28 protein-coding genes and 1 pseudogene are annotated in these 26306 nt (G+C 58.7%); 4 read left to right on the forward strand and 25 right to left on the reverse strand.

Features of this window, described 5'->3' with window-relative positions; translation table 11 throughout:
• Positions 1-59 precede the first annotated feature (59 nt).
• From BN874_RS24705 to BN874_RS16185, 7 genes and pseudogenes are all read right to left on the reverse strand, one after another.
• Positions 60-269, reverse strand: coding sequence for an antitoxin VbhA family protein (locus tag BN874_RS24705; protein ID WP_154724981.1), 210 nt, complete (start codon positions 267-269; stop codon positions 60-62).
• Between the two features lie 108 nt (positions 270-377).
• Positions 378-3028 (reverse strand): annotated as a pseudogene (locus BN874_RS16160) (chemotaxis protein CheB).
• Between the two features lie 67 nt (positions 3029-3095).
• Positions 3096-3431, reverse strand: a complete 336-nt coding sequence (locus BN874_RS16165) for a phasin family protein (protein ID WP_034435267.1) — start codon at positions 3429-3431, stop codon at positions 3096-3098.
• A gap of 90 nt (positions 3432-3521) precedes the next feature.
• Entirely contained in the window at positions 3522-3950 is a 429-nt protein-coding gene (locus BN874_RS16170; RefSeq protein WP_034435268.1) for a DUF29 domain-containing protein, read from the reverse strand.
• 28 nt (positions 3951-3978) lie between these two features.
• Entirely contained in the window at positions 3979-4776 is a 798-nt protein-coding gene (locus BN874_RS16175; RefSeq protein WP_034435270.1) for a metal ABC transporter permease, read from the reverse strand.
• Positions 4769-5533 (reverse strand): zinc ABC transporter ATP-binding protein ZnuC, encoded by a 765-nt coding sequence (gene znuC, locus BN874_RS16180; RefSeq protein WP_034435272.1) that lies wholly within the window; start codon positions 5531-5533, stop codon positions 4769-4771. Before znuC ends, BN874_RS16175 begins: the two co-directional genes overlap by 8 nt.
• Positions 5523-6014 carry a Fur family transcriptional regulator gene (locus BN874_RS16185; RefSeq protein WP_034435273.1) on the reverse strand — a complete coding sequence of 164 codons (492 nt, stop codon included), beginning with the start codon at positions 6012-6014 and terminating at the stop codon, positions 5523-5525. Before BN874_RS16185 ends, znuC begins: the two co-directional genes overlap by 11 nt.
• 99 nt (positions 6015-6113) lie before the next feature.
• Between BN874_RS16185 and BN874_RS16190 the strand changes: the two genes are divergently transcribed.
• Positions 6114-7097, forward strand: a complete 984-nt coding sequence (locus tag BN874_RS16190) for a zinc ABC transporter substrate-binding protein (RefSeq protein WP_034435274.1) — start codon at positions 6114-6116, stop codon at positions 7095-7097.
• Between the two features lie 98 nt (positions 7098-7195).
• Here BN874_RS16190 and BN874_RS23815 read toward each other — a convergent pair whose 3' ends face one another.
• A complete protein-coding gene (locus BN874_RS23815) occupies positions 7196-7363 on the reverse strand; it encodes a DUF2283 domain-containing protein (protein WP_081756453.1) in 168 nt (55 codons plus the stop codon).
• On the reverse strand, positions 7360-7608 hold the full coding sequence (locus BN874_RS25195; protein WP_034435276.1) for a DUF4258 domain-containing protein: 249 nt from the start codon (positions 7606-7608) through the stop codon (positions 7360-7362). The genes BN874_RS23815 and BN874_RS25195 overlap by 4 nt, the downstream gene beginning before the upstream one ends.
• Positions 7609-7785: 177 nt before the next feature.
• Here BN874_RS25195 and BN874_RS24710 point away from each other — a divergent pair, with 177 nt between their 5' ends.
• The gene (locus BN874_RS24710) at positions 7786-8124 is read left to right on the forward strand and encodes a hypothetical protein (RefSeq protein ID WP_154724982.1); all 339 of its coding nucleotides are present in this window, start codon (positions 7786-7788) and stop codon (positions 8122-8124) included.
• A gap of 39 nt (positions 8125-8163) precedes the next feature.
• On the opposite strand, the gene BN874_RS16200 is transcribed toward BN874_RS24710, so the two are convergent.
• From BN874_RS16200 to ttcA, 15 genes are all read right to left on the reverse strand, one after another.
• A complete protein-coding gene (locus tag BN874_RS16200; protein WP_034435277.1) occupies positions 8164-9333 on the reverse strand; it encodes a ribosomal protein uL16 3-hydroxylase in 1170 nt (389 codons plus the stop codon).
• Positions 9334-9340: 7 nt separating this feature from the next.
• Positions 9341-10711, reverse strand: a complete 1371-nt coding sequence (purB, locus tag BN874_RS16205) for an adenylosuccinate lyase (RefSeq protein WP_034435278.1) — start codon at positions 10709-10711, stop codon at positions 9341-9343.
• Positions 10712-10759: 48 nt separating this feature from the next.
• Entirely contained in the window at positions 10760-10972 is a 213-nt protein-coding gene (locus BN874_RS16210; protein WP_034435279.1) for a DUF2283 domain-containing protein, read from the reverse strand.
• 78 nt (positions 10973-11050) lie between these two features.
• A complete protein-coding gene (locus BN874_RS16215) occupies positions 11051-11905 on the reverse strand; it encodes a DMT family transporter (protein WP_230314464.1) in 855 nt (284 codons plus the stop codon).
• Entirely contained in the window at positions 11902-12615 is a 714-nt protein-coding gene (locus BN874_RS16220) for an ABC transporter ATP-binding protein (RefSeq protein WP_034435280.1), read from the reverse strand. The genes BN874_RS16215 and BN874_RS16220 overlap by 4 nt, the downstream gene beginning before the upstream one ends.
• A gap of 27 nt (positions 12616-12642) precedes the next feature.
• Positions 12643-13200: a Uma2 family endonuclease gene (locus BN874_RS16225; RefSeq protein ID WP_034435281.1), complete on the reverse strand. Its 558-nt coding sequence runs from the start codon at positions 13198-13200 to the stop codon at positions 12643-12645.
• 27 nt (positions 13201-13227) lie between these two features.
• Entirely contained in the window at positions 13228-13995 is a 768-nt protein-coding gene (locus BN874_RS16230; protein WP_034435282.1) for an ABC transporter ATP-binding protein, read from the reverse strand.
• Positions 13992-15290, reverse strand: coding sequence for a DNA-processing protein DprA (locus BN874_RS16235; protein WP_034435283.1), 1299 nt, complete (start codon positions 15288-15290; stop codon positions 13992-13994). Before BN874_RS16235 ends, BN874_RS16230 begins: the two co-directional genes overlap by 4 nt.
• 1 nt (position 15291) lies before the next feature.
• Positions 15292-17418, reverse strand: coding sequence for a RecQ family ATP-dependent DNA helicase (locus BN874_RS16240; protein WP_034435284.1), 2127 nt, complete (start codon positions 17416-17418; stop codon positions 15292-15294).
• A 24-nt stretch (positions 17419-17442) separates the two neighbouring features.
• On the reverse strand, positions 17443-18369 hold the full coding sequence (locus tag BN874_RS16245; RefSeq protein WP_034435285.1) for a branched-chain amino acid ABC transporter permease: 927 nt from the start codon (positions 18367-18369) through the stop codon (positions 17443-17445).
• Positions 18366-19271 (reverse strand): branched-chain amino acid ABC transporter permease, encoded by a 906-nt coding sequence (locus BN874_RS16250; RefSeq protein WP_034435305.1) that lies wholly within the window; start codon positions 19269-19271, stop codon positions 18366-18368. Before BN874_RS16250 ends, BN874_RS16245 begins: the two co-directional genes overlap by 4 nt.
• A gap of 14 nt (positions 19272-19285) precedes the next feature.
• Positions 19286-19477 carry a type II toxin-antitoxin system HicA family toxin gene (locus tag BN874_RS23825; protein WP_081756456.1) on the reverse strand — a complete coding sequence of 64 codons (192 nt, stop codon included), beginning with the start codon at positions 19475-19477 and terminating at the stop codon, positions 19286-19288.
• Complete coding sequence (locus tag BN874_RS16255; RefSeq protein ID WP_034435286.1) at positions 19474-19758, reverse strand: type II toxin-antitoxin system HicB family antitoxin; 285 nt, start codon at positions 19756-19758, stop codon at positions 19474-19476. Before BN874_RS16255 ends, BN874_RS23825 begins: the two co-directional genes overlap by 4 nt.
• A 58-nt stretch (positions 19759-19816) precedes the next feature.
• Entirely contained in the window at positions 19817-20941 is a 1125-nt protein-coding gene (locus BN874_RS16260; protein WP_034435288.1) for a branched-chain amino acid ABC transporter substrate-binding protein, read from the reverse strand.
• 114 nt (positions 20942-21055) lie between these two features.
• On the reverse strand, positions 21056-22000 hold the full coding sequence (ttcA, locus tag BN874_RS16265; RefSeq protein WP_420886142.1) for a tRNA 2-thiocytidine(32) synthetase TtcA: 945 nt from the start codon (positions 21998-22000) through the stop codon (positions 21056-21058).
• A gap of 106 nt (positions 22001-22106) precedes the next feature.
• Here ttcA and BN874_RS16270 point away from each other — a divergent pair, with 106 nt between their 5' ends.
• The gene (locus BN874_RS16270; protein ID WP_320411476.1) at positions 22107-22412 is read left to right on the forward strand and encodes a YdcH family protein; all 306 of its coding nucleotides are present in this window, start codon (positions 22107-22109) and stop codon (positions 22410-22412) included.
• A gap of 83 nt (positions 22413-22495) precedes the next feature.
• Here the strand turns inward: BN874_RS16270 and BN874_RS22815 are convergent, their stop codons facing one another.
• A complete protein-coding gene (locus tag BN874_RS22815) occupies positions 22496-23128 on the reverse strand; it encodes a phasin family protein (RefSeq protein ID WP_051497941.1) in 633 nt (210 codons plus the stop codon).
• Positions 23129-23410: 282 nt separating this feature from the next.
• Here BN874_RS22815 and BN874_RS16280 point away from each other — a divergent pair, with 282 nt between their 5' ends.
• Positions 23411-26293 carry a DUF349 domain-containing protein gene (locus tag BN874_RS16280; RefSeq protein WP_034435290.1) on the forward strand — a complete coding sequence of 961 codons (2883 nt, stop codon included), beginning with the start codon at positions 23411-23413 and terminating at the stop codon, positions 26291-26293.
• Positions 26294-26306: the final 13 nt, after the last annotated feature.

Raw genomic sequence — 26306 nt, forward strand, 5'->3', positions numbered from 1 at the left:
TGAGTCCCTACGCAATCCCTTCTACGACCGGCGGGGTCGTTCGTCATCCATGACTCACTTCAAGGTAATGATCTTGGACCTCGTACTTTGCCATGTGCAAACTTTTTGTAGGCGTTTCGGATACCGTCCTCGATTTCAATTTCACCTCGGGCGGCTCGTCTCAAGTCTTCAATGACATCGGCTGGAACTTCAAGCCCTTCGAGCCACTGTTGAGCAACCGCGTTCTCAACGGCTTTCAGATTCCAATGGATGTCCTGTTCATTTGGCATAGAGCGCTCCTAAACGAGTTGGGCGCGGGCATCTTGCCCGTGAACTGAACACGGGCAAGATGCCCGTGCTACGACGAATTCTACAAGTCAAATAGGATTGCTAGAGCACTACTCCTGCCTGCTGATTGATAGGGGGGAACCTGCGTCATCACCGGCGGGGGGATTCGGCTCCTCTTTGTTCCGCGTCAGCAACTGCTCCCGCTCATCGCGCACCCGACGCAACTCTATCTCTAATCGTTTCGACACGGTAATGTCCATCAGCGTCACTACCACGCCGTTAATCCGGTTATCCACAGTCCGGTAAGGCATGATCCGCACCGTGAACCAGCGCCCGTCCTGGGTCGTGATAGGCTTTTCGACGAAGATCAGCGTCCGCAACACCTCCGCCACGTCCGCCGCCAGCGCGGGATAGATCAGATCCGAGGCGATATCGGTAATCGGTCGGCCCACATCGCTCGGAATCAGCTTGATCAGCTTGGCGATTTGAGGGGTGAAGCGGCGCACTTGCAGGGCGTCGTTGAGGAACACCGTGGCGATTTCAGTGCTGTTCAGCAGATTGATCATGTCATTGCTCGCCTCCATCAACTCCTTTAACTTGGACTGAAGCTCGGAATTGACCGTCTGCAACTCTTCATTCATCGACTGCATTTCTTCCTTGGAGGTGGTGAGTTCCTCGTTGGTGGACTGGAGTTCCTCGTTGGTGGACTGGAGTTCCTCGTTGGCGGATTTCAGTTCTTCCTGCGAGGTTTGCATCTCCTCACGGGTCGCCTGCAACGTTTCGCGCAATTGCTGCACCTCCGGTTCCAGGGGCGCGCCCTCGGCACTGCGACGCTTTTTGGCGCGGCGCGGCGCGGCCGCCTCGGCGAACACCACCAGGATCATCCCGCTTAGCGCTTCCGGTTCCTCCAACACCTGAACGGTGAGATTCACGGTCTGAAAGTCGCCATTGGTCCTGACCTGCACCCCGCGCCGAGTGATCGCTGCCGGCGACTTTTGGCGGAGCGCCTGCTCGAAAACGCCAGGCAACTCCTGATTCAGTCCCTCGCGGGCCATAGCGAACAGATTCAAGTTCACCTGGCCGGCGGCCGGTTCCAGATATTTGCCGGTACGGCCACTGATATAAAGAATGTCGCCCTGGGCGTTGGTCAGCACCGCCGCTGGGGAAAAGTGCTGGAGCAGGACGTGATCCACCAGCGTTTGGAGGGAAGCGACGGCGGGCGGGGCTGCCGCGACGGCCTCCCTCCTGCTGACCGGAACCGGCGCGAAGACGGGGGGGAAGTCCATCGGCACGGCACTAAAGGTCTTGCGCCGGTACAGCCGCCACGGCCCGCCCAAGGATTCAAACAAATCGAGTGAATTGCTAATGGTTTCGGCGGAACCCAAAAACAGGAAGCCGCTGGGACGCAAGCTGTAATGAAACACCGACATCAGCTTGGTCTGTAGCTCCGTCGTCAGATAGATCAGCAGGTTGCGGCACACCAGCAGATCGAGTTTGGTAAACGGCGGATCCATGACCAAATTCTGGGTGGCAAAGGTGACCCGCTCCCGGATCATGGGGCTGATTCGGTAACGACCTTGCTCCTTGATGAAAAATCGCTGTAGCCGCTCTGGCGAGACATCGCTGGCAATGTTCTCCAGATAGAGACCTTGACGGGCTTGAGCAATGGCGTCTCGATCCAGGTCAGTGGCGAAGATTTGCACGGAACCCGCCGGCGAGGGACTGAGTTTTTCCAGCGCTTCTGTGAACAGGATCGCCAGGGAATAGGCTTCTTCGCCGCTGGAACAGCCCGCCGCCCACGCCCGCAACGAGCCTCCCGGCGGCCGATCGGTCAGCAGCGCCGGGATCACCTGCTCCTGCACTTGCTCCCAAGCCGCCGGGTCGCGGAAAAAGCGGGTCACTCCGATCAGCAGCTCCTGAAACAGCAGATCAATTTCCTGGGAATTCTCCTGCAAGTAGCGAACATAGTGCGCCAGCTTACTCAGGCGGTGGAGGCCCATCCGCTGCTCGATCCGGCGGTACAGCGTGCTGCTTTTATACTGGGAAAAATCGTGGCCGTTGTGGGTCCGCAGCAGGATCACGATCTGTTCCAGGCCACTCTGGTTCCGGTCGTCCAGGATCGGATCGGCAGGCGTGATGAGCGATGTGTGTCCGAGGCAGGTGACCAACCGGTCGTACAGCACATCGGCGGGGGCGACGATGTCGACCAGCCCGGCGGCAATGGCGCTGCGCGGCATCGCGTCGAACTTGGCCGAGGTGGTCTCCTGCACCAGCGCCAATCCCGCCCGTTCCTTAATCGCCTGCAGGCCCAGCGTCCCGTCGCTGCCCATCCCCGACAGGATGACGCCCACGCTCCGTTCCTGCTGATCTTCGGCCAGAGTGCGTAAAAAGAAGTCTATCGGCAGGCGCAAGCCACGCGGCGAGGCCGGCTCTAACAGGTGCAGGGTTCGATGCAGGATCGACAGGTCGGCATTGGGCGGAATCACATAAACGTGGTTCGGTTCGACCTTCACCTCGTCCCGCGCCTGCCTAACCACCAGCCTGGTGATCCGCTGCAACAGTTCGGGCATCACGCCCTTGTGGGTGGGATCGAGGTGCTGGACGATGACAAACGCCATGCCGAGTCCCCAGGAATAGGACTCAAAAACAGCTCCAGCGCCTCCAACCCGCCGGCAGAGGCGCCAATACCTACGATGGGGAAAGCGTCGGGCGGGGGTGGTGACTGCGGTTCCGGCGGCGGATGGCCGTTGGTGGTGCTCATCAGCTTGACTCCGTTGTGATAGCCGTAGTCTTCATCGGGAATCAAGCCGTTGCAACTGCTAAAAAACTCAGTGCAGATCCAGATCAGCCAGATGCAGATCAAAATTCTGGATCGCCTCGGCAATACTGCGGATTTCTTCGGGCGTCGGAGTTTCCTGCTGACCTTGGCCGGATCGAGTCAGCACCCGTCGCGCCAGTTGCTTGAGTTCCCGCAGACCGTGGTCGTCCTCGACCGCTTCCACCACCGCGCCGCATTGCACCAGTTGATCGAAAAAGTCGCGGCCCTCCTGCTGCGCCCGCACCAATGCCCCGATCCCCGCCAGCCAAATCTGGCTGGCTAACAGCAGCGTGTCTTCCACCGTGCGTGTTTCGCGCAGGCAGTATTGCAATTGTTGGTACGCCATGTTCGTTACTCCTGTCTGCCATGTTCCAGCACGATAGCGGCAACCGTTAGAATAAACACACTAAGGGGATGGAAAAGGCAGTTACGAAGCTTACGGCAGCCATTCAGGGTCAAGGATTTGAGTCGTGGTCCACGGGCAGGCTTCGGGAAAACTGGATAACCCGGTCGGTTCGGCGGCTTGGGCGGTGGCCTCGTCCCACACCTCCTCCCACCACGCCGGATCAGCCCATTCCGCTTTGAGGCTGGGGGTCCGTTCCAGTCGGCGGGCGATACCACGCCGTTGATTGCGGATCGTGATTTGCCCACTGGCCCCCCGCCGTTCGGGCTGAAACTGCCACTTGAGCAGGTGCGCCAACAACACCGCTACCCGGTTGACCAACTCGCGCTGTTCGCTTTTGCCCACGTCTTCAATCTCTTCGGCGATATGCTCCACATCGATCTCAGCCCACCGACCCGCTCGCAAAAAAGCGACTTGCTCATTCGCCCAAGCGACCACATCTTGCTGATAAGGCGTCGTCATCTCGTCCTCCTCTCGTTCTTCCTCACCCTTAAAATGAGCGTCGGGCGCGACCAGGAACGACCGAACTCAATGCAAACAGGGCGGTAGCGGCCACCACCACCGAAGGGCCAGCGGGCGTATCCCAGCGCAGCGACGCCCACAACCCCAATCCGACCGCCGCACCGCCCAACAGGCTGGCCAGTGCCGCCATGCTTTCCGGTGAATGGGCGAAACGGCGCGCCGTCGCTGCGGGGATGATCAACAGCGACGTGATCAGCAGGATGCCGACCACCTTCATCGCCACTGCAATCACTATGGCGATCAGCAGCATGAAAGCCAGCCGCACCGGGAACACCGCCACCCCCTCCACTTGCGCCAGTTCCTCATGGACGGTGATCGCCAGCAGCGGTCGCCACAGCCCGATCAGCGCCGCCAGTGCCAGCGCGCCGCCGCCCCAAATCCAATACAGATCAGCCGTATTGATCGCCAGAATATCGCCGAACAGATAGCTCACCAGATCCACCCGCACCGTTTCCATGAACGCCAGCGTCACCAGTCCCAGCGACAGCGTGGCGTGAGCGAGAATCCCCAGCAGGGTATCGGTCGCCAGCCGGCGCTGCCGTTGCAGCAGCACCAGCGCCAGCGCCACCCCCAGGCAGGTCGCCACCACCCCCAGTTGCGGGTTGGTATGCAGCACTGTGCCGAGGACGACGCCCAACAACCCGGAATGGGCCAGGGTATCGCCGAAATAGGCCATCCGCCGCCAGACAATGAACGCACCCAGCGGCCCCGTCGCCAGCGCGACGCCGAAACCGCCCAGCAACGCCCGTTGCAGAAACTCATCCATGGGCGCCGCGCTCCGCTGCTTCCACCACTGCGCCGTGCAAATCATGGCGGTGGTTATGGTGATGATGATAAATCGCCAACCGCTGGGCGCCATCGCGGCCAAACAGCTCCAGGTAGGCCGGATCGCGGGCGACATGATCGGGATGCCCGGAACAGCAGACATGCCGGTTCAGGCACAGCACTTGATCGGTGGTCGCCATCACCAGATGCAGTTCGTGCGACACCATCAAAATTCCGCAGCCCCGCCGCTGGCGCAGACCGCTGATCAGATCGTACAACTCATATTGACCATTCAAATCCACGCCCTGAATCGGCTCATCCAGCACCAGCAAATCGGGTTCGCGCAGCAGCGCCCGCGCCAGCAGCACCCGCTGCATCTCGCCACCGGAAATAGCCTGCACTGGTGAATCAAGCACTTGCGGTGCGCCCACTTCCTCCAGCGCCGTTCGGACTCGCGCCCGCGTCGCCGGGGTGCCAAGGGTGATGAAGCGTTGCACACTCAGCGGCAAGGTATCGCTTACCGTCAACCGTTGCGGCATGTAACCGACCCGGATGCCGGGTTTGAGCCAGACCCGGCCATGATCGGCCCGCATCAGGCCGAGGACGATGCGCACCAAAGTAGATTTACCGGCACCGTTCGGGCCAATCAGCGCGACGATTTCGCCGGGACTAACCCGGAGATTCACCTGTTGCAGGATCGGGTTGCCTCGAATAGTGAGGTTGACGTTCTCCACCGTCAGCAGCGGTTCAACCGACATCGGACAAGGTTCCACGCTGGCAGTCCGGGCAACGGCCTAGCACTTCGACCATTTGCGTCAACACCTCAAAGCGGCGGGCAGCGGCTTCGGCGCCCAGCAAATTCTCAACGGCTGGACTGTTCATCTCATTGACCTGGCCGCAATCCCGGCAGATCAGAAACTGACCGCCGTGGCGGCTATCCGGCTGACAGCAACCGGCGTACACATTCAGCGAAGCCAACCGGTGAATCAAACCCTGTTCCAGCAGGAAATCCAGCGCCCGGTAGACGGTGGGCGGCGCACCCTGCCGGCCATCGTCGCGCAGTACATCCAGAATCGCGTAAGCCCCCATCGGCTTAGAGTGACTCCAGATAATTTCCAGCACCCGCCGCCGCAGATCGGTCAAGCGAACACCGCGTTCCTGACACAGCGTTTCCGCCTGCGCCAGCGCTTGACCTGTATCGGAGGGCGAGGAATCAATAGAAATGGGGGATGGAGTCATAGGGATTCAAATTGACCAGAAGAGGTAATGTTATCTTATAGCAAATATGCCACAATCCGCCGTGAAAGCCCCGTTACAATATAACTTTAGGAGCCACCGATGCAGTTTAATCCGATACCTCAATTTCTGCCCAAACTGCTGGGCGGGATGCTGCTGCTGGGCGGATCGCTGGCTGCGTTCGCGATGGAACCCAAGGTTGTGGCCAGCATCAAGCCGGTGCATTCGCTGGCGGCGGGCGTCATGCAAGGAGTGGGTGAACCGCGCCTGTTAGTTTCGGGGGGCGCTTCGCCGCATGAATACAGCCTCAAACCTTCGGATACCCGCGCCCTTAGTGAAGCTCAGCTTGTGTTCTGGATCGGGCCGGATTTGGAGAGTTTCCTGGTCAAGCCGCTGAATAACGTCAAGGATAGAGTCCGTGCCGTGGCGTTGCTGGATGCGCCGGGGATGATGATTCTGCCGCTGCGCAAGGGCGGCGCTTGGGAACCGCACCAGCACGGTCACGCAGAACCGGATCACGATCAGAAGAAAGAATCGCCTGCGGAGCATGACCATGAACATGCGGCGGATCACGATACCCACATCTGGCTGGATCCGGTTAACGCCATCGCGATGGTTCGCCAGATTGTTGCCCAGCTTGGCGAGGCGGATGCGGCCCATAAAGCCGATTACGAGCGCAACGGCGCGGCGCTGATCGAGCGGCTGAACCGGTTGAACCAGCAACTCATTACGGAATTGGCTCCGGTCAAGAGTCAGCCTTACCTCGTATTTCACGACGCCTACCAATACTTCGAGCGGCGTTATGACTTGAGTGCGGTCGGTTCGGTGGTACTCAGCCCGGAACAGCGGCCCGGCGCGAAACGGGTGGCGGACATTCAGGCCCGCATTCACGATCTCCATGCCCGTTGCGTATTCAGCGAGCCGCAATTTCAGCCGGCGCTGGTGGAAACCGTCATCGCCGGCAGCACCGCCCGGCGCGGGGTACTCGATCCACTGGGCGCGGAGTTGACCGCTGGTCCCGAGGCCTATTTCCAGTTAGTGCAAGGATTGTCGAGTTCGCTGCGCGCCTGCCTGAGCGGCGCTTGAATTCCGGTCAGGGCAATGCGTGGCTGCGCAGATGCTCCCGCAACTCGTCCGACACCGGCGCGATCAAGCCGGTTATCCGCACGGCTACGCCACTTTCTTTAACGGCACTTCGGCTTGCTCAAATAAAGTACCTCGATACCGACGACCCGGCCTTCGGCGTCGTAGTCCATGATGATTCCGGGTTGAATCTCCTTGGACTCCTCTACCTCGGCATCCGTCAATTCCAAATAAACCGCATCCGCTTGGGGATCGAATTCGAGCCTCATCGATCGCTCACCTCATCATCGAAATAGGCGGTCACCACCGTGACCGGATCAGCCGTTTCGTTGTAGATGACCGGAAGGATTTGGAACCCCTTCTCTGGGATCGGCCGCAACGTATGAGCCAGAGTCGGATCAACATCGTCGTTTTCTGTACGTGCCGGATGAGCTAAAGTGATCTCGATCCATTCAGTACCAATCTTCCGCTTCAAAATTCGCTTGCGAGCATGATCGCTCAGAATATGATCCACTACCGTCCCTCTGCGCAGTGACACGCGGGTGCATAACTGGATTTCTAAGTGAGGTCTGTTAAGATTAAATTGGCGCTTCGATCTTTCTACCCTGAGCGTAATGCCTGTTGCAGGATGGAAAAAAGATAATTTTTCAAACCCTTTAATCCGTTTTATTTAAGGATAAGGTTAAAACTTATGAACATCATCAAGAAATTACTTTCTGCTATTGAACCCAGCACCAGAGCTATTTCAGGTACTGACAGTTTAACTTCTCCATTAGAATCAAAGCATCGATCAGAGATTAAAAAGACGGGACAAACAGCCTATATAGATTATAGTTCCCTGCTTTCAGCCTCTATTAAAGATAAATCTGCTGTTTATATTAAACTCATTGAGGAGCGTGATGTTTATCAGCAGTTGATTAATAAAGGGAAAGGAACCTGGAATACACCTAATTACGTCAATGATGAAACCTGGTCTTGCTGGATACACACTTTATCGGTATTAAATCGAATTTTGGGCAGTAAAGGGTAATCTCGTTATAGACCCAAATCTGAAGACCTCTCCTATCGATCAATCGCTCCCATCTCCATCTTCTTCGTAGATGACCAGATAGCCCTCATTCAACAAATCCAGCAGCAATTGCCGGGCGTCGGCCGGTTTCAGCGCCTCGCGCAATAACGCCAGAGTCAACCGCCGATGCCGACACAGCAGCGGGGCCATAAAGGCTACTTTCGGCCCCAGCGCGAATTCCTGCCCGTCCACGAACAGCAGCCTCTCGCCATCCAGCCCGGCGATATAATAAAAGCGTGAACCGGGATTGCGCTCCAGCGTCCCGCCGCCGCGCAGATGTTCCCGCAACTCATCCTCAGCATAGGGATCGGATTCCGGTTCAGCCCGAAATCCTGGCCGGGTTTCACTGAGAAAGCGCCCGAACCAGACTGCAATCGTCTCATCATCCAAAGCAATGGCATGACGCAGCAGCGTTCGCACCTGATCCAGCGCAGCAGCGCTGATTTCGCCGGGATTCTCCTGCACCATCAAATCAGGATCGGCGTAGCGCGCCTCGGGATCGACGTCTTCCAGCAGGAATTCCAGAAACCTGCTGAGCAGTTCCCGATGACGGGGCGCGTGAAAATCCACCGCGTAACTCAAACTGGCTTCCAGCGCGACTCCACGGTAAACAACGCCCGCCGGCAGATACAACCCATCACCCGGTTCCAATATCCACTCCTGCTGCGGCGTCAATTCGCTCCCGGCCAAAACCGTAGCGGATTCCGCCTGCTGTATCCCGATCTGCCAACGCTGCCGCCCCTGGCCTTGCAACAAAAACACGTCATCCTCGTTCACCTGCGGCCCCACTGTTCCCTGCGGCATGGCATAACGGGCGGTCAGGCCATCACCGCGCCAATCGGGGATAAAGCGGAACGGCTCCAGCAACGCCGTTAGATTCGGCGCGTGTTTCTCGACATCCCGCACCCACAAGGTCCAATGGCTCTCCGGCAGACTCAGAAAATCATGATCGGTAAACGGCCCGTGGCGCACCGGATCAGCTTCCTCACCCTCCGGTTCCGGCACCAGCCACGCCTCTACCCCTTCGGTGCAGGCCAGTCCGGCCAGTTCTTCCGGCGTCAACGGATCGCAGAATTCCGGCCACGCGCCGCGCACCCACAGCGGCTTTTTCTGCCAGTATTCCGCCAGAAATTGCGCCGGACTCAATTCGCCCAAGATCCGCGAAGGCATGGCCGGCTCACACCTTGCGCGCTTGAGCAGCGGCATTGCCGGTATAGCTGGCCGGAGTCATTGCTAACAGCCGCTGCTTGGCTTCATCGGGAATCGCCAGATCGGCGATAAAGGCGCGCAAGGTCTCCCGGTTCACCCGCTGACCACGAGTCAAGGCTTTCAGTTGCTCGTAAGGCTGCTCGACGCCATAGCGACGCATCACGGTTTGAATCGGTTCGGCCAGCACTTCCCAATTAGCGTCCAAATCCGCGTCCAGCGCCGCCACGTTGACTTCTAGCTTACTGATGCCTTTCAGGCAGGATTGATAGGCGACCAGCGAATGCGCCAGTCCAACGCCGAGGGTGCGCAGCACGGTTGAATCGGTCAGATCGCGTTGCCAGCGCGACACCGGCAACTTGGCCGCCAAATGATCGAGCAGCGCATTGGCGACGCCCAGATTGCCTTCGGCGTTCTCGAAATCAATCGGGTTGACCTTGTGCGGCATGGTCGAGGAGCCGATCTCGCCCGCGACGGTTTTCTGCCGAAAATAGCCAATGGCGATATAGCTCCACAGGTCACGGCAGAAATCCAGCACGATGGTATTGGCGCGCATCACGGCGTGAAAGAACTCCGCCATGTACTCATGCGGCTCAATCTGGGTGGTGTAGGGATTCCAGTCCAATCCTAAATCTTCAGTGACGAAACCACGGGCGAAACCCTCCCAGTCCACTTCCGGGTAAGCCGCCAGATGGGCGTTGTAGTTGCCCACCGCGCCGTTGATCTTGCCCAGCAGGGGCACGGCGATCAGTTGCGCCCGCTGTCGTTGCAGCCGGTAAGCGACATTCGCCATTTCCTTACCCAGCGTGGTTGGTGAGGCGGGCTGGCCGTGGGTGCGGGCCAGCATCGGCTGATCGGCGTGTTGATGCGCCAGCCGAGTCATGGCGTCGATCAGCGCGTCCAGTTGCGGCAATAAAACGTGGGTGCGCGCTTCGCGCAGCATCAGCGCATACGCCAGATTATTGATGTCCTCGGAGGTGCAGGCGAAATGGATGAATTCGCTGACCGCCTCCAGTTCGACGTTGCCGGCGATCTTCTCCTTGAGCCAATATTCCACCGCCTTTACATCATGATTAGTGATGCGCTCGATGTCCTTGATCCGCTGGGCATCGCTGAGGCTGAAATTTTTAACCCAATCGCTTAAAACGTGGGTCGCCTGTTCGCTAAGCAGCGGGATTTCGAGAATGCCGGGATAGCGGGACAAGGACTGCAACCAGCGGACTTCGACTTGAACCCGATGGCGAATCAGGCCGTATTCGCTGAAAATCGGGCGCAAATCAGCAGTCTTGTCAGCGTAGCGGCCATCAATGGGAGCAATGGCGGTAAGAGCGGTAAGTTCCATGGGGAGTCCGGGAAGGCAAAATAAAGCAATAGGTAAGCAAAATGGCTATCACGTCGCATTCGCAATTTGCGCGGCGGTAGGGCTATCGATCACAATCGGCCAAAATCCAGCCGCTTTGGCCTCCAACAGGGTGATTTCACCAATACCCTGCCCCGTATAGCTGATATTGACATTCCAGCCCTGAGACACTTCACGAGTGATCGGTTCATCGTTAAACTTGATGAACAGAATATCATCCTCTTCGTAATAAATAATCCGCATAATTTATTCCTCCAACCGCCAATTAATCATTCAGAGATTGCAGTTGAAGCGCCGACAGATCAATGATTTCGTCAACGGTTACGCCCTTTTATCCATCGCCCGAAACAGCACCGCACCCAGAATAATCGCTCCACCCAGCAAAGCCATCGATCCCGGCGTTTCCCCCAGCAGCAAAAACACCCACAGCGGATTAAGCACCGGTTCCATCATTGGAATCAGAATCCCTTCCACCGCACGGACATGACGCAAGGCCAGCGCATACATGACATAGGGCAGGCCCAGTTGCACTATGCCCAATAACAGCAATCCGCCCCAACTCATCGCGTCCGGCATCGACTGGAACATGAACGGCAATCCGATTAAACCCGCCAGCAGATTACCCAGCACCAGCGCCGAAATCGCCGATTCCTCGCGGTGGCGGCGCAGAAACAGCGTCAGCCAGGCAAAGCAGAATCCACTGAGCAGCGCCACCCCATTACCCAGATAACCGCTGAGGCTCAGCGCATCGCCGAAGAACAGCAGCATCCCGACCATAATCGCCGCCAGACTCAACCAGTCGTTGCGTTGCGCCCGTTCGCCCAGAAACCACGGGCTGAACAGCGCGACATAAACCGGCGCGGTGTATTGCAGCAAAATGGCATTAGCAGCGGTCGTCAACTTATTGGCGACCACAAAAAGAATCACGGTGCCGGCATAAGCGACCGCCACCCCGATCTGCTCGAATGACCCAGTGAATTTCAGTTCCTTGCGGAAGATCAGCGCAATCACCGACCCACCGATCAGGCTGCGCATCCCGGCAATCGCCACCGGATGCCAGTTCACGCCTTTAATCAGCAGCCCGCCCAGGCTCCACAAAATCGCCGTCGCTAGCAGCATCAGCACCGCACGACGATGAGCGGGATCGGCTGCGATCACCGCATGACCGGCGCTCACCCGCCGCCGCCCAGATAAGCGTTGCGGACTTCGGGATTGATCAGCAAGGCATCGGCGCGATCTTCCAGCACGATTCGACCTACTTCCATCACATAACCGCGATGGGCCAGCTTCAAAGCGGCGCGGGCGTTCTGCTCGACTAAAACGATAGTGACGCCGGCTTCATTGATTTCCCACAGGATCTGAAAAATGGCTTTAACCAGCAATGGAGCTAAGCCGAGACTGGGTTCGTCCAGCAGCAGAATGCGCGGATTCGCCATCAACGCCCGGCCAATCGCCAGCATTTGCTGTTCGCCGCCGCTCAGGGTGCCCGCCAATTGTTCGCGGCGCTGCGCCAGCACCGGGAACAGCTCGTGAATCCATTGCAGAGTCTTGGCGACCTTGGCCTGATCGGTGCGGGTAAAAGCGCCCAGATTAAGATTTTCCCGCACCGTCAGGGTGCCGAAGATGCGACGACCTTCCGGCGCCTGGGCGATACCCATTTCCACCCGTTGATGCGCCGGTATTTGGTGAATCGGGCGGGATTCAAAGCGGATTTCGCCCTGCGCGGGTCGCAGCAAACCACTGATGGCGTGCAAAGCTGTGGTCTTGCCAGCGCCGTTCGCGCCAAGAATAGTCACGATTTCACCTTGGCGAACACTCAGGTTAATGCCATGCAGCGCCTCGACATTGCCATAGCCCACGTGCAGATTTTCGACTTCGAGCAGCATGTCAGCAGCGTCCTGATCGAGTGGAATTCAGCCCCATAAGCCCGCCAGCGCGAAGGCTATCGCATCAAACGGCACGACGCGCACCTCCTCGTCATTCTGATAAATGTGTTCCAACAACCAACGCCCCTCGCACAGTGCGAAGACTTCCAGAGTGCGCAGCGCGGGATCGATCAGCCAGAGAAACGGTACGCCCTGCGCAGCATAGATCGGCATTTTGTCGGCCCGATCCACTCGCGCTGTACCCAGCGACAATACTTCGCAAATCCAGTCGGGCGGCACGGTGAAATAAGCCGTTTCCGGCAATTCCGGCAAGCGTTCCCGCCGCCAGCCCGCCAAATCCGGCACCAGGATATGCGGGCCGAGATGCAGTTCGGGTTCATCCAGAATCCACCAGCCGCCGGGGCCACCCCGCCCTTTCTGAAACGGACTCACTAATTCATCGCCCATTGATGAACTGGCCAGCGCATGTTTAGGCGCAGGCCGAGGTTGAGTAATCAATTGACCATGAATAATTTGGCCGATGAGGTTTTCCGGCAGATCAAATAAATCTTCGTAGGTAGCGAACTTGTGCGCGGTTGCGGTCATGGCGAAAATTTCTCCAAAGGATTGGCGTCACTCATCATCCCCTGCCCCCAAATACGCCTCAATCACTCTCGGATCGCGGCGCACCTGATCCGGCGATCCCTCGGCAATCTTGCCGCCATATTCCAATACCACCAGCTTCTCACAAGCGCGCATCACCAGCCGCATATCGTGCTCAATCAGTAACAGGGTGATCCCGCGCGCCTTGATTCGACCGATCAAGCCAATCAGCGCCTCGGTTTCCTGCTCGTTCATCCCGCCCGCCGGCTCATCCAGGATTAATAAACGGGGTTGAGTCGCCAGCGCCCGGGCGATTTCCAGCCGGCGCTGATCGCCATAAGCCAGATTCTTCGCGACGGTTAGCGCCTGTTCACTCAGGCCAACAAATTCCAACTCCCGCAGAGCGCGGGCAATCGCATCCGCTTCCTCGCGCTGTTGCGCCGGCAACCGCAACATGGCGGATAAAATTCCGCCGCGCATCCGATAATGGCAACCCGCCAGCACGTTTTCCAACGCGCTCAACTGCTGAAACAGCCGAATGTTCTGAAAAGTACGGGCAATACCGAGAGTGATAATGCGATGGGTGCGCAATCCAACCAATTCGCATTCGGCAAACGTGATTTGTCCACGATCAGGCTGATAGTTGCCGGTGATTAAATTGAATACCGTGGTCTTTCCCGCGCCATTCGGCCCGATCAGACCGACTACTGCGCCCTCGTCCACATTGAAGGAAACATTGTTAACCGCCGTCAGACCGCCGAAGGTTTTGGTGAGTTGTTGCAGGCTGAGCAAGGTCATGGATGGGATACTGCGTCAGGAGTTGTCAGGAGCGAGACCTGCTTTGGCCGCACCGCCTGCCACTGATAGCGCACCGGCTTGCTGAGCTTGATCGCCTGTCCTTCCGCCATGGCGCGTTTCAACCAAGCGTGCAATTGCGGCTTGCTAATTTCGAGACGGGTTAGAAGTTCTTGATCGGTGACCGGGGTCTTCGCAGTCAAGGCTTGCAACCGACGCAGAAACAATTGATAAAAGCTCAGGCTATCCAGCGTAGTATCCGCCACGGGATAGAGCGTTGCAGGCGATATCAACACGGCTGGCGCCGGTTCGGCGATCAAGTCCAGCGCCGACTCAACCCCAAGCCTTGCATCCCGAGTACTAGCCGTCGCACTTTCCCGAATCAACAAAGTTGCCAAATCACCGGGATCTTCCGGCAACTCGCGCCCTCCCCGCCGGATCAATTCGACATTGCCGGACGCGGGATTGGGATGCGGCTTGACCCACAGCGGCGTCCAGCCGTGCTTGAGATTTTCCACCGCGCCGTTCCAGGTGCCACCCCGCTCCCGGTCCACCGCAATAACGATGGCGGCATCGGCCAGGCAGTAGATGTATTTATTGCGGGCCATGGCGTTACCCACCTCGAAACCCGCTTCCGGGTTGAAGGGTGACAGCAACGCCAGATTGCCGCTGATCAGTCCTGGGCGGAATTTAGCCGAGGTGGCGGCGCGCAATAGACTGTCGGCGAGAACCCCGACCACCGTGCCTTCCTGCGCCAGCGCGCCCAGCATCGCCGTTTCATCCACACCCCGCGCTCCGCCGGAAATAACCGATAAGCCCTGTGCCGCCACTGCTGCGCCAAAACGGGAGGTTAGCGCCAGATCGTCCTGACTGGCGTGGCGCGAACCGATCACCGCAATCCCGCCCCGATCCAGCAATCGGCGGTTGCCACACCCAAACAGCACCGGCGGCGCTTCGGCCTGAAGCTGTCTTTTCAACCGTCCGGGATAGTCGGCATCGGCCCGAATCAGTATCCACAGGCCGGCGCGTTGCCACTTTTCCACCGCCAGTCCCAAGGCTCCAGCGCGATTCAGCAGCGCTTGAATGCGTTCCAGGGTTACGGTGCGATCCAGCCAGCCGTCAAGCAACGGAGCGGGATCGTCACGTAGCAACCTTTCCGGAGTGATCTCGCGTTCCTTCAACCAGCGAGCAAAGCGCCCCCATTCGGTCGGCGACAAGGGGCGCGGTTCCCCTTGGGCGGGCCGGGCAAGATAGGCGGTTAACAATAAGACCGCCTGGGCTTGAGCGTGCAAATCCATGTCAATAATCCCCACCGCCAGCGGTGGTCGCCAGCGCCACCGGCCATACGGGCCCACTCCCCGCCTGTCGCAACAGGGCCGCCACGACCGTCAGGGTCCAGGTCGAATCCACCATGTCATCCACCAGCAACACCGGCCCGGTCGGGAGAGCAGTACCCACCGCAAACGCGCCATCGAGGTTGCGGCATTGGTGGTAACGATTCTGCTGAGATTTCTGGGGCTGATTGTTCTGTACCTTGATAACGGCAGATACGAACGGCAACTGTAGTCGGGCGGCCAAGCGGCAGGCGAAATCCGGAACCAGGTTGGGATGCAGGCGGGATGGGACGCAGGTTACCCAAACCGGCGCGGGTTGGGGGCACCAGCGTTGCTGAATCATCTCGGCCAAGGCTTCCACCAACTCATCGCAGAAATAGCCGGCCCTCTTGTCCTCGGCCACCCTCCGCCCCCAGCCCGCATCACCCCAGTACGACAGTACCCGCCCAGTCTCGGCACGCAAACAGGCCGCCAGATTGCCGCGAAATGGGTAAACGGTAAACGCGCCGTTCGCGACTTGCTTTTTGCATTCCAGCGCTAATTCGGAGCGCCGCAGGTATCGCGCCGCTTGCACCACCCGCATTGGCGAGGCGCTTTCCCCGACCACTGGTTGCCTCAGACACCGGGCGCACTGACCGCACGGTTGCGGGTTCTCATCATCCAGCGCCGTGGCGAGAAATCGCATCAAGCAATCCGGGCTGTCGATATACGCCTGGACTTCGCGCCACTCCTGCTCGCGCTGCAAGGTCAGACGCCGGATGCGCTCGTGATCCAGGCGATAGGCCACCGGGGTGCGCCGCCAGCGGGAACCGTCCTTGATCACCGGCGCGGGATTTTCAACGCTCAGAAATTTCAAAACGTGCTCGATCTGCTTGCTTCGTCTGAGATTGACTACTGCTTCCAACTCGATAACCGTCAGGCCATCAGATTGATCCAGCGCATGCAGAATTGCGTTAACCTGAATTTCATCGGGAAAGGCGCTCTCGCGGAAAAAATCGTGAATTTCGGCGTCTTCCCGTCCTGCCAGCAAAATCCCCACTGCATAGGCAATGGCGCGACCAGCGCGACCGACCTGCTGGTAGTAGGCAATGATGGAACCGGGCGCCTGATAGTGAACGACGAAACCCAAATCCGGCTTGTCATAGCCCATGCCCAGCGCCGTGGTCGCCACCAGCGCCTTAATCTGGTTGGTCAGCAACAAGGTTTCCAGATGTTGCCGGTAGGCGTTGGCGTCGGCGAAGCCCTCGGCCACGCTATCGCTGTGATAGGCCAGGGCTGAAATACCGTTCTGGTTCAGCCAGTCGGCCACCTGTTCGGCATCGCGGCGAGTCAGGGTATATACAATGCCGGTACCAGGCAATTCCGGCAGATGTTCCGCCAGCCAGGCCAATCGCGCCGCCTGATCGGGCAACCGCAAGGTTTGCAAGGCCAGGGTTTCGCGCATCAGCGAGCCGCGCTGGATATTGATATCGCCTAACTGCTGGCTAATATCGGTCAACACCCGGTTATTGGCGGTCGCGGTGGTTCCCAGCACCGGCATGTTGGGCGGCATCCGCCGCAATATATTGACCAAGCGGCGATAATCCGGGCGAAAATCATGGCCCCAGTCGGAAATGCAATGGGCCTCGTCCACCACCAGCAGGCCGAGCCGCTGAGTAATCGGCAACAGCACAGTACGCACGAATTCATCATTCGCCAGCCGCTCGGGGGAAATCAATACCGCGTCAGCTTCATCGTTCAGAATGGCGCGAGTGAGCCGCGACCAGTCGCTGCGGTTGGCGGAATTAATAGTCAGCGCCCGAATGCCGAGTCGCTCGGCGGCTTCGATCTGATTGCGCATCAAGGCCAGTAATGGCGAGACGATCAGCGTCGGCCCCGACCCCCGGTCCCGCAACAGGCGCGCAGCGATGAAATACACCATGCTCTTGCCCCAACCGGTACGCTGCACCACCAGCAATTTCTCTCGACGGTTGACCAAAGCGTCAATGGCTTCCCACTGGCCGGGGTGAAAATCAGCGAGTGGTTGCGCGAGCGCCTGGCATAACTGTTGACGAGCAAGTTGGCGCTGGTTTTGGGATTGCGAATCAGTCATTGCTACCGCTCCGTGAATAAACCATTATCCAAAGCGCCGTCCCCTTGCCGGCAGCAATCCCTGTGGCCGGACCACCATCATCACCATCATCACCAAGCCGAACACCAGCATTCGCGCACTGGAAAACTCCCGGAACAGTTCCGGCAGCCCGATGACCAAGAACGCGGCCAGCAACACTCCGGGAATGCTGCCCGCGCCGCCGAGAATGACGATCATGAACAGCATCACCGATTCCCAGAAGCTGAACGACTCCGGCGAAATGATGGTCATCTTGGCGGCGAACAGACAGCCCGCCATGCCGGCCCAGAATGCGCCCAGGCCAAAGGCCGCCAATTTGTAGTACGCGGTATTGATGCCGCTGCCCTCTGCCGCCACCGCGTCCTCACGCAAATAATTCAGCGCCCGCCCGAATCGCGACTGCTTGAGCCGCAGCAACAGAAAAATGGTCAGCGCGACGAAGCCCCAAATCAGATAAAAAAACTGTTGCGGCTGGCGAATAATGAAACCAAAAAAATTCGGGCGGCTGATGCCAAAAATGCCGTTAGCGCCGCCGGTGATTCCGAACACATCATTGACCAAGGCAATGCGGACGATTTCACCAACGCCAATGGTCACGATCAGCAGATAATCACCGCGTAAATGCACCACAGGCCGCGCTACCGCCAACGCAAACAATCCAGCGACCAGACCGCTCAACGGCAGCGTCCACAGGATCGGAATCTGATAGCGAGTGTTAAGAATCGCAGCGGTGTAAGCGCCCATCGCGTAGAACGCGGCATGGCCCATATTGAACAATCCCGCCTCGCCCAGAATCAGGTTGAGGCCGAGCGCCAGCAGCGCATACAAACCCACGCTATTGAGCACGTCTACCCAGTAGGCGTTGAGCAGTAGCGGCGCAACCAGCAGCAATGCGGCGCACAGACCCGCAATCCATCCGTCAATACGGTTCATATTTTATCCGCCACCCGCTCACCGAGCAGGCCGGTGGGTCGGACGATCAGAATCAGAATCAGCACAAAAAACGCAATCGCATCCTTCCAGGCGATGGAGAGGTAGGCCGCGCCCATGGCTTCAATCACCCCCAGTAATAAGCCGCCGACCATTGCGCCAGGAATGTTGCCGATACCGCCAAGAATCGCGGCGGTAAACGCTTTCATGCCGTAGACCCAGCCCATGGTGAAATTGATCTGGCCGTAGTACAGTCCGACCATTAATCCCGCCACCCCGCCCAGCGCCGGCCCCAGCAGAAACACCAGCAGGATCACCCGATTGACATCAATCCCCATCAGTCGCGCGGCGCCCTGATCAATCGCCGCCGCCCTAATCGCAGCGCCGATCCGGGTTTTTTGAATAAACAGGTACAGCGCAATCATCATCAACACTGAAGCCAGCACGATCAGCACCCGCATCAGTGGGATATAGAAACCGAACAGATCCAGCGTGGTATGAGGCAATACATCATCGGGATACACCTGAAAGCGCGCACCATAAATCAGCATCAGGGTATTTTGCAGAAAGATCGAAGCGCCCAGCGCCGACACTACGGCGGACAGTCGCGGCGATTCGCGCAAGGGTCGGTAAGCAGCTCGTTCCAGAATCGCGCCCAGCACCGCCACCAGACCCATCACCATCAGCACCAGTACCAACACGCCCAGCGCAAATCCCAGCCGGTCGGTCAGCGCCAGCGAAGTCAGCAGGGTCAAACCGAGATAAGCGCCGTAAGTAAACAGATCGCCGTGGGCGAAATTGATCAGCTTGAGTACGCCGTAAACCATGGTGTAGCCCAAGGCGATCAGCGCATAAATACCGCCGACGGCCAGGCCATTGGTGAGTTGCTGGAGGAATTCTTCCACGAGATTGTCGAACTTCAGGCTGAAGGAAAAGGAACACCGAGTTGCCTGCAAAGACTCGCTACTGTGAAATCCACCATCTCACGATGACGAGGAATGGAAGCGCGGCGGTTATTGGCTGGATTCTCCCGGATGGAATGCTCGCCACCTTCCCGTAATAGCCGGCAGCCATACTGACTCAAATGGCGCAATACATCACGCCGTTTCACGCGGCTGTAATTTCCGGGATCATATGCACATGAGAGGCTGCGGTTAGCAGCAGGTGAATCGGTTCTTCCAAATCGGCTTCAGGGTGAGTGCAAGCCGGTTCAGGGCGCGGTAACGATTCACCTTGCAACAGGCAGGTTTCCGCCATATCCACCAGCGCGCTCGCCAATAACCGGCGCGCTTCCGGGAGATCCTTAGCGCAAGTCATTACACCAGGAAAATCCAGCACCTCGGCATGAACTCCAGCATCGAGAAACTTGTACATCGCTTGGTACGTCAGCATGGTCGTCCGCGCAGTTAAGGCGGTTCCCCCTAACCCACCGGAGAACCGCCGACATTGACTATTTCTGCAACACGAATTTCCCCTCGGCATCCACTTGGTAGACCCGATAGACATCCCCTTCACGGTCGCCCTTGGCATCAAACGAGATCGGGCCGCTCAGACCGGAGAAATTCTTGAGGTCTTTATGCAGATATGCAGCGATTTTGCCGCCCTCGGTGGATTTAGCGCCGGCAATACCCGCTGCCGCCACCCGGAAGCCATCACCGGCCAGCACTGCCCAAATCGAGGCCGGCGCTTCGCCGTATTTTTTCTGGTAATCCGCCAGAAACGCCTTGGCTTCCGGCGTATCCAAATCCTGCGGCACCGGCGGGCTGAGGAAATAGAAGCCCTCAGCCGCTTCCTTACCCGCGATCTTGACCAAATCAGGGTTATTGGTCGCATCGCCGCCGATGAACGGAACCTTCCAGTTCATTTCCTTCTTCTGCCGCAGCAACAGGCCCGCTTCAGGGTAATAGCCGGTGAACAGCACCACCTCGGGCTTGGCGCCTTTCAACTTGGTCAGAATGGCGTTGTAATCACGCTCACCGGGGGTCAGCGCGTCAAAGAACACCACCTCCGCGCCTTTTTTTTTCAGCAGATCATTCGCCTCCTGAGCCAAACCCTTGGCGTAAGAAGTACTGTCGTGCAGGATGGCGACTTTCTTGAAGCTCAGTTTCTCGATAGTCTGCGCCGCCATCCGACCCTGCTCATCATCGCGGGGAGCGGTGCGGAAGAAGAGCTTGAAACCCTTCTCGGTCAGGCGGATCGCGGTAGAGCCGTTGGCGATCTGCGGAATCCTGGCTTCATCGTAAATCGCCTGACTGGCTTCGGTCACTGAGGAGCCATAGGTGCCGACCACCGCCGCGACGCCTTGGGTCGTCAACCGTTGCGCCGCTAATGAAGCGGTGCGTGGATCACCGCCGTCATCTTCGGTGACGACCTCGATTTTCTGGCCCAGAACGCCACCCTTGGCGTTCTGCTGCTCGGCCAGTAGTTCGACGATCTTTTTCATCCCCTGCCCTTCACTGGCCCAGGAACCGGTCAGTGGCGCCATCAGGCCAATCTTGACGGTATCCGCCGCCTGCGCCACACCGCCGCCCAGCGCCAGACCTACCGCGATCACCATCAATAATTTTTTGTTCATCCCATCCTCTCCTGGTGGCTAAAACCGGCAGTCGTAAAAGGATCGTTCGCAAAGAAAGCCGGTCTGATTGGTAAACTCATGGCAATGAACAATAGCAGCGAACTTCAAAAAGCGTCAAACCTGCCGCATCTTTGGCAACGGCACGCGAACCTCGGCGGGCGGCAAATTCGTCATCACCAGCGGCAACGCATCCTCATCGCCCTCTTCCACTTCATCGCAACCACTACCAGGCAGCCATTCCGGCGCGACTCCGCTATTACGCGCACCCAAGCGGGCGAAATCAAACAATGCGGTATCAGCCAGATGCGACGGCGCTACGTTCTGAAGCGCGGCGAAAATGCTTTCTACCCGTCCCGGAAACTGCTTCTCCCACTGCCGTAACATCCCCTTGATCGCCTGGCGTTGCAGGTTCGACTGCGAGCCGCACAGATTGCAGGGAATGATCGGGAATTGCCGGGCAGCAGCGTAAGTGGTCAGGTCATGTTCCTTGCAATACGCCAGAGGTCGAATCACCACATGCTGGCCGTCGTCGCTGAGCAGTTTCGGCGGCATCGCCTTGAGTTTGCCGCCATAGAACAGATTCAGGAACAGCGTTTCGAGAATATCGTCACGGTGATGCCCCAAAGCGATCTTGGTCATGCCCTGCTCGGCGGCGAAGGCGTAGAGAACCCCGCGCCGCAGCCGCGAACACAGCCCACAGGTGGTTTTACCTTCGGGAATGACCCGCTTGACCACGCTATAGGTATCCTGCTCGATAATATGGAACGGGACGCCGATGCTCCGTAAATAATCCGGCAGCACCTGTTCGGGAAAGCCGGGCTGCTTCTGATCCAGATTGACCGCCACCAGTTCGAACGCCACCGGCGCCCGCGCCTGCAAATTGCGCAGGATATCGAGTAAAGCGAAGGAGTCCTTGCCGCCGGACAGGCAAACCATCACCCGGTCGCCGTCCTCGATCATATTGAACTCCTGAATGGCGCGGCCCACATTCCGCCGCACCCGCTTCTGGAGCTTATTGAAATTGATCTGCTGTTTGCGGATTGCCGCTGTCATCGTCATCCCCTTGAAAACCCCTCGCGTGGCGAGAGACTTTACCCGAAACGTGCCGGATTGCGTCAAGGGTGCGGCTTGCCGGACGCCGGACAGGGGGCTAGACTCCCCAGCGATGACCACGGTTTTATACCGTGTGTCGGGTTCCTGCCCGGTCTCTGCTGGCCGTACCCGTACCGTGCAGGCTTGTGTCTATCCGTCCGAGAACCCGGCCATGGAGATGACTGAAATCGAAAATTACAAGCGTCAGCTCGGTGAACTGCGGATCGAGCATCGTGATCTGGATCAAGTGATTGTCCGCCTGTCTGAAGACCCTTTGGTGGATGAGCTTCAGCTCAAGCGCTTGAAAAAGCGCAAGCTCATGCTCAAAGACATGATCGCTCATCTGGAAAACAAGCTCATTCCCGATCTCAACGCCTGAACTAGCCCAAAAAGCGGGGCCACTCGGCCTTACAGCGCGTGGTGGCCCCGCCCCCCATTTTCAAACTTCACTGCACTGGTTTTTTAGAGGGGAGTGCCGTACTTCTCGAGATAGCGCATTCCCGCTTGCCCGATCCAGTCTTCGCGGCGAATGCGCCCGCTGGAATGAATCACCTCCGATTCGATGTGTTCAATAGCGGTATCGGTCAATGCCGCGATCTGCCGGTAGCTGCAAATACCAGCGCCATTCAGCTTACCCTCCAATACCGGGCCAATCCCGTTGATCAGCTTTAGATCATCTTTCCCGTCCTCCGGCACAGCCGCCGCTTCGGCAGCGCACCGTTCGTCAGCCAGAGTCCTGAGTAGCCCATTCATCTCTTCCAATCGCTTAGCGATGCCCTGTACATCATCGCGAGTGGGCACACCCAGCCGCTTCAAAGCCCGCGCCACCCGCTCCTCAAACAACTGCTCCAAATTGTCCAAGGTATCGGTCGCCTTAACTTTAGCCTCCTCGACCCTGCCACGAACCTCGTCCACTCGTTCTTTCACCTCGCCCACTGCCTCCTCGGCCAGCTTCAGGGTCTGATCGCGCAGTTTCCCGCCCTCTTTAACCAGCGAATCCACCACTTTACCGGCTTCTTCCTGCGCTTTATCCACCGCAGTTTTAAGCTGATTCACCATGGATTCGGGTGCCTGCTCTTTAGTATTGTTGCTCACGTCGCACTCCTTTCGGCTGTCGCCGGGGTTCCCGTTAATGATTGTATCTACTTTAGCTGCCAAAATTAGTGCAAACACCCCAACCTCTCGCGCCCCTTGCTGATTTCAGTGCGTCGTCATCACAGTTGGCCCGGTTGCTCTTTATCCGGTAACGCGGCGCACCCGTCCATCAAACCGCCGCTGTGATAAAGTAATAAGCAATCAATAAATAGTATTTCCGATCCGCCGACCCGCCACTGCTGGCAGGGCCGACTCCTATCCAGAACCCTACCGATTCGTCCCATGATCCTGAGCCGCTTCCTCAAGCCCAAGTGGCAACACGCCGACCCCGCAACCCGCCAGCAAGCCGTACAAGGATTGGAGCATACCGACCCGACGCTGCACGAACTCGCCCGGCTGGATCCCGATCCCTCGGTCCGCCGCACCGCGCTGGAACGCCTTGGCGATCTCGACCTGCTGCAACGCCTCGCCCGTGAGGACACCGACGTCAGCGTTCAAGCCGCCGCCGCAGCGCGTTACCGCGCTCTTCTGGCCGGCCAGACCGGCAACGGTTCGGCGTTGGCCGAACGGTTGGAGCGGTTGCAGCATAACCTCGATGCCGATTTGGTGGACTACCTGCTGCGCCATGCGGTTGAGCCGGAACTACGGCTGGCCGCCTTGGCGCGGGTTGACGCCGAACCTACCCTGGCCGAGATCGCCCAACGCGATGCTCACCCGGAAGTACGGCTGGCGGCGCTGGAGCGGGTTTACGATCCGGAACTGCTGGACCAGATCGCCCGCCAGAGTCGCAATCGCGACAAACGTCTGTACCGGCGGGCACGAGAGCGACTGGATGCCCTGAACGCCGAACAGGCGAGTACCGCCCACCGCGAACGGCTGTGCGCTGAAATGGAGCATCTGCACTGGGACGGCGAAAGCGGGATCAACGCGGCCCGGTTTCCCAAACTGGAGCAGGAATGGCGCGATCAGGAGACCGCAGCGTCACCCGAACTGCGCGAACGCTACATCCAGGCGCGTACCGGTTTTTTGGCTAATCGTCAAGCCAGCGCCGGGCGTCGGAGCCAACGGCTGGAACTGGTCGCCTCGCTGGAAGTCTTGCTGGAGCGGCTACACCATGAAACCGAACCCAGCGCCGAACTTAACGCGGCGATCCAGTACGCCACCCGTGAAGCGCCGGCAGCCTGGGCGCAATTTGGCCCCGCCCAGGATGCCGAGATTCGGCGACTGGAAGAACGGTTTCAGCAACAGGTACAAGATATTCACGAGCGGGAACGCATGCTGCAACGCAGTCATGCCCGTGCCGAACGGCTGCGCGAGTTGTTGCAACAGGCAGAAACCTTGCTCCAGCAACCGAGCGAAGTTCACGAGGCCGAACTCAAGCAACTGCGGCAACGCTGGGAGGGTCTGGAGCGTCCTGAATCTGAGCCGCTGGCCCGCCAATTCCAGAGCAGTTTCGACGGCCTGCTGGACAAGTTGCGCGGCCGTCTGCAACGACAGGTTCAGCAGCGGGATCAGGAATGGCAGGAGCTTCAGGATTGCGTCCGCCAGCTTGAGGCCGCTGCCGAGGAAGGTGAATTACAGCACGCCACCGAGTTTCAAGAGCAGGCCCGCCACCGGCTCAAGCACAACATCGGCCTGAGCCGGGCGCAAATGGCGGCGATTGAGGAGCGCCTGCAAGCCTGTGCCGGTCGCCTCGGCGAACTGCGCGACTGGCGACGGTGGGGCGCTCATCAGGCTCGCGAACAGCTTTGCGCCACCGCTGAAACCCTGATCGGCCTGGAAGCTGAGCCGACCGAAATTGCCCAACGCATTCAGCAGGCCCGTGATGCGTGGAAGGATTTGGACCACCACGAAGGCGCCGCGCCCAAGGCGCTGTGGAAGCGCTTTAACCACGCTTGCGAACGGGCTTACGCTCCCTGTCAAGCCTTTTTTGAGGCGCAAAACCGTGAGCGCCGGCAGAACCTTGAAAAGAAACAAGCGATCTGTGATCAGTTGGAACAGTTCGAAACCGCTACTGACTGGGAACGGGTGGACTGGCGCGAGGCCGACCGCTTGCGCCGCCGGGCGCAGGAGCAATGGTATAAGAGCGGACCGGTCAACCGCACCGACCGCAAGACTCTGGACCGCCGCTTCCAGCAGGTTCTGCAACGGCTCGAGGAACGGCTGAGTATCGAACGCGACCACGAACTGCAACGACGCCAGCAACTCATCCAGCGAGTTCAGGCGCTAGTGGATAGCCCCGACCTCCGCACTGCCATCGAAACCGCCAAGAAAGCGCAGGCGGAATGGCATCCCGCCGTGCAGGCTTCGCCCCGGCAGGAACAGGTGTTATGGAAAGAATTTCGCGCCGCTTGCGATGCAGTGTTTGCTCGCCGTCACGCTGAGCAGCAGGCCGTTGATGCCGAGCGGCAAGGTCACCTCCAACGCAAGCGGGAGCTATGCGCGGAAATTGAGACCTTGGCTGCAACCTCCGATCCTGAACAACGGGATCAGGCTCGCGCCCGATTGCAAATCGCCCAGCAGGAGTGGGAAGCGACTGGACCGGTACCCAAAGCAGAGCAGCGCAGTCTCGACCAACGCTTTGAGGCGGCCCTCTACCAGTTCGACCAGCAGGAACACACCCTGCGCCGAACTCGAGTCCGGGATACCTTTGAGAATCTGCACCGGCGCGCCCGGTTATGCGCCGGGTTGGAAGCGTTGCTCGCCACAGTACCCGCCGCCGAAATTGCCACACTGATCGCGGAGATACGGGAAATCTGGTCAGCGTTGCCGGCATTACCTGCGGCGCAACTGGAACCAATCCAGCAGCGCTTCGACACTGTTGTTCAGGCCCTGAGCGATGCCGATAACGCCGATTCCATGCGAGAATTGCGTATTCGCCTGGAGCAGAATCTGGAACGCAAGCGTATCCATTGTGTCTCGATGGAAATCATTACCGGGATGGAATCGCCGCCGGATTGTGCCCAGTTGCGGATGGAGTATCAGGTCGCCCGTCTATCCGCATCATTGACCGGCGCTGCCGCTAAGACGGATACGATCCCTGATCCCCGTGCCTTGCGCGAACAGTGGTGTCTCATCGGGGCGCTGCCCGCTGCAGACGAGGCGGCACTGGACACCCGCTTCCTGCGCACTCTGGATGCCTGGTGGCAACGGGAGGAGGACTGATCCCGCTCAGTGA

It is taken from the genome of Candidatus Contendobacter odensis Run_B_J11 (assembly GCF_000531125.1).
GTDB lineage: Bacteria > Pseudomonadota > Gammaproteobacteria > Competibacterales > Competibacteraceae > Contendibacter > Contendibacter odensensis.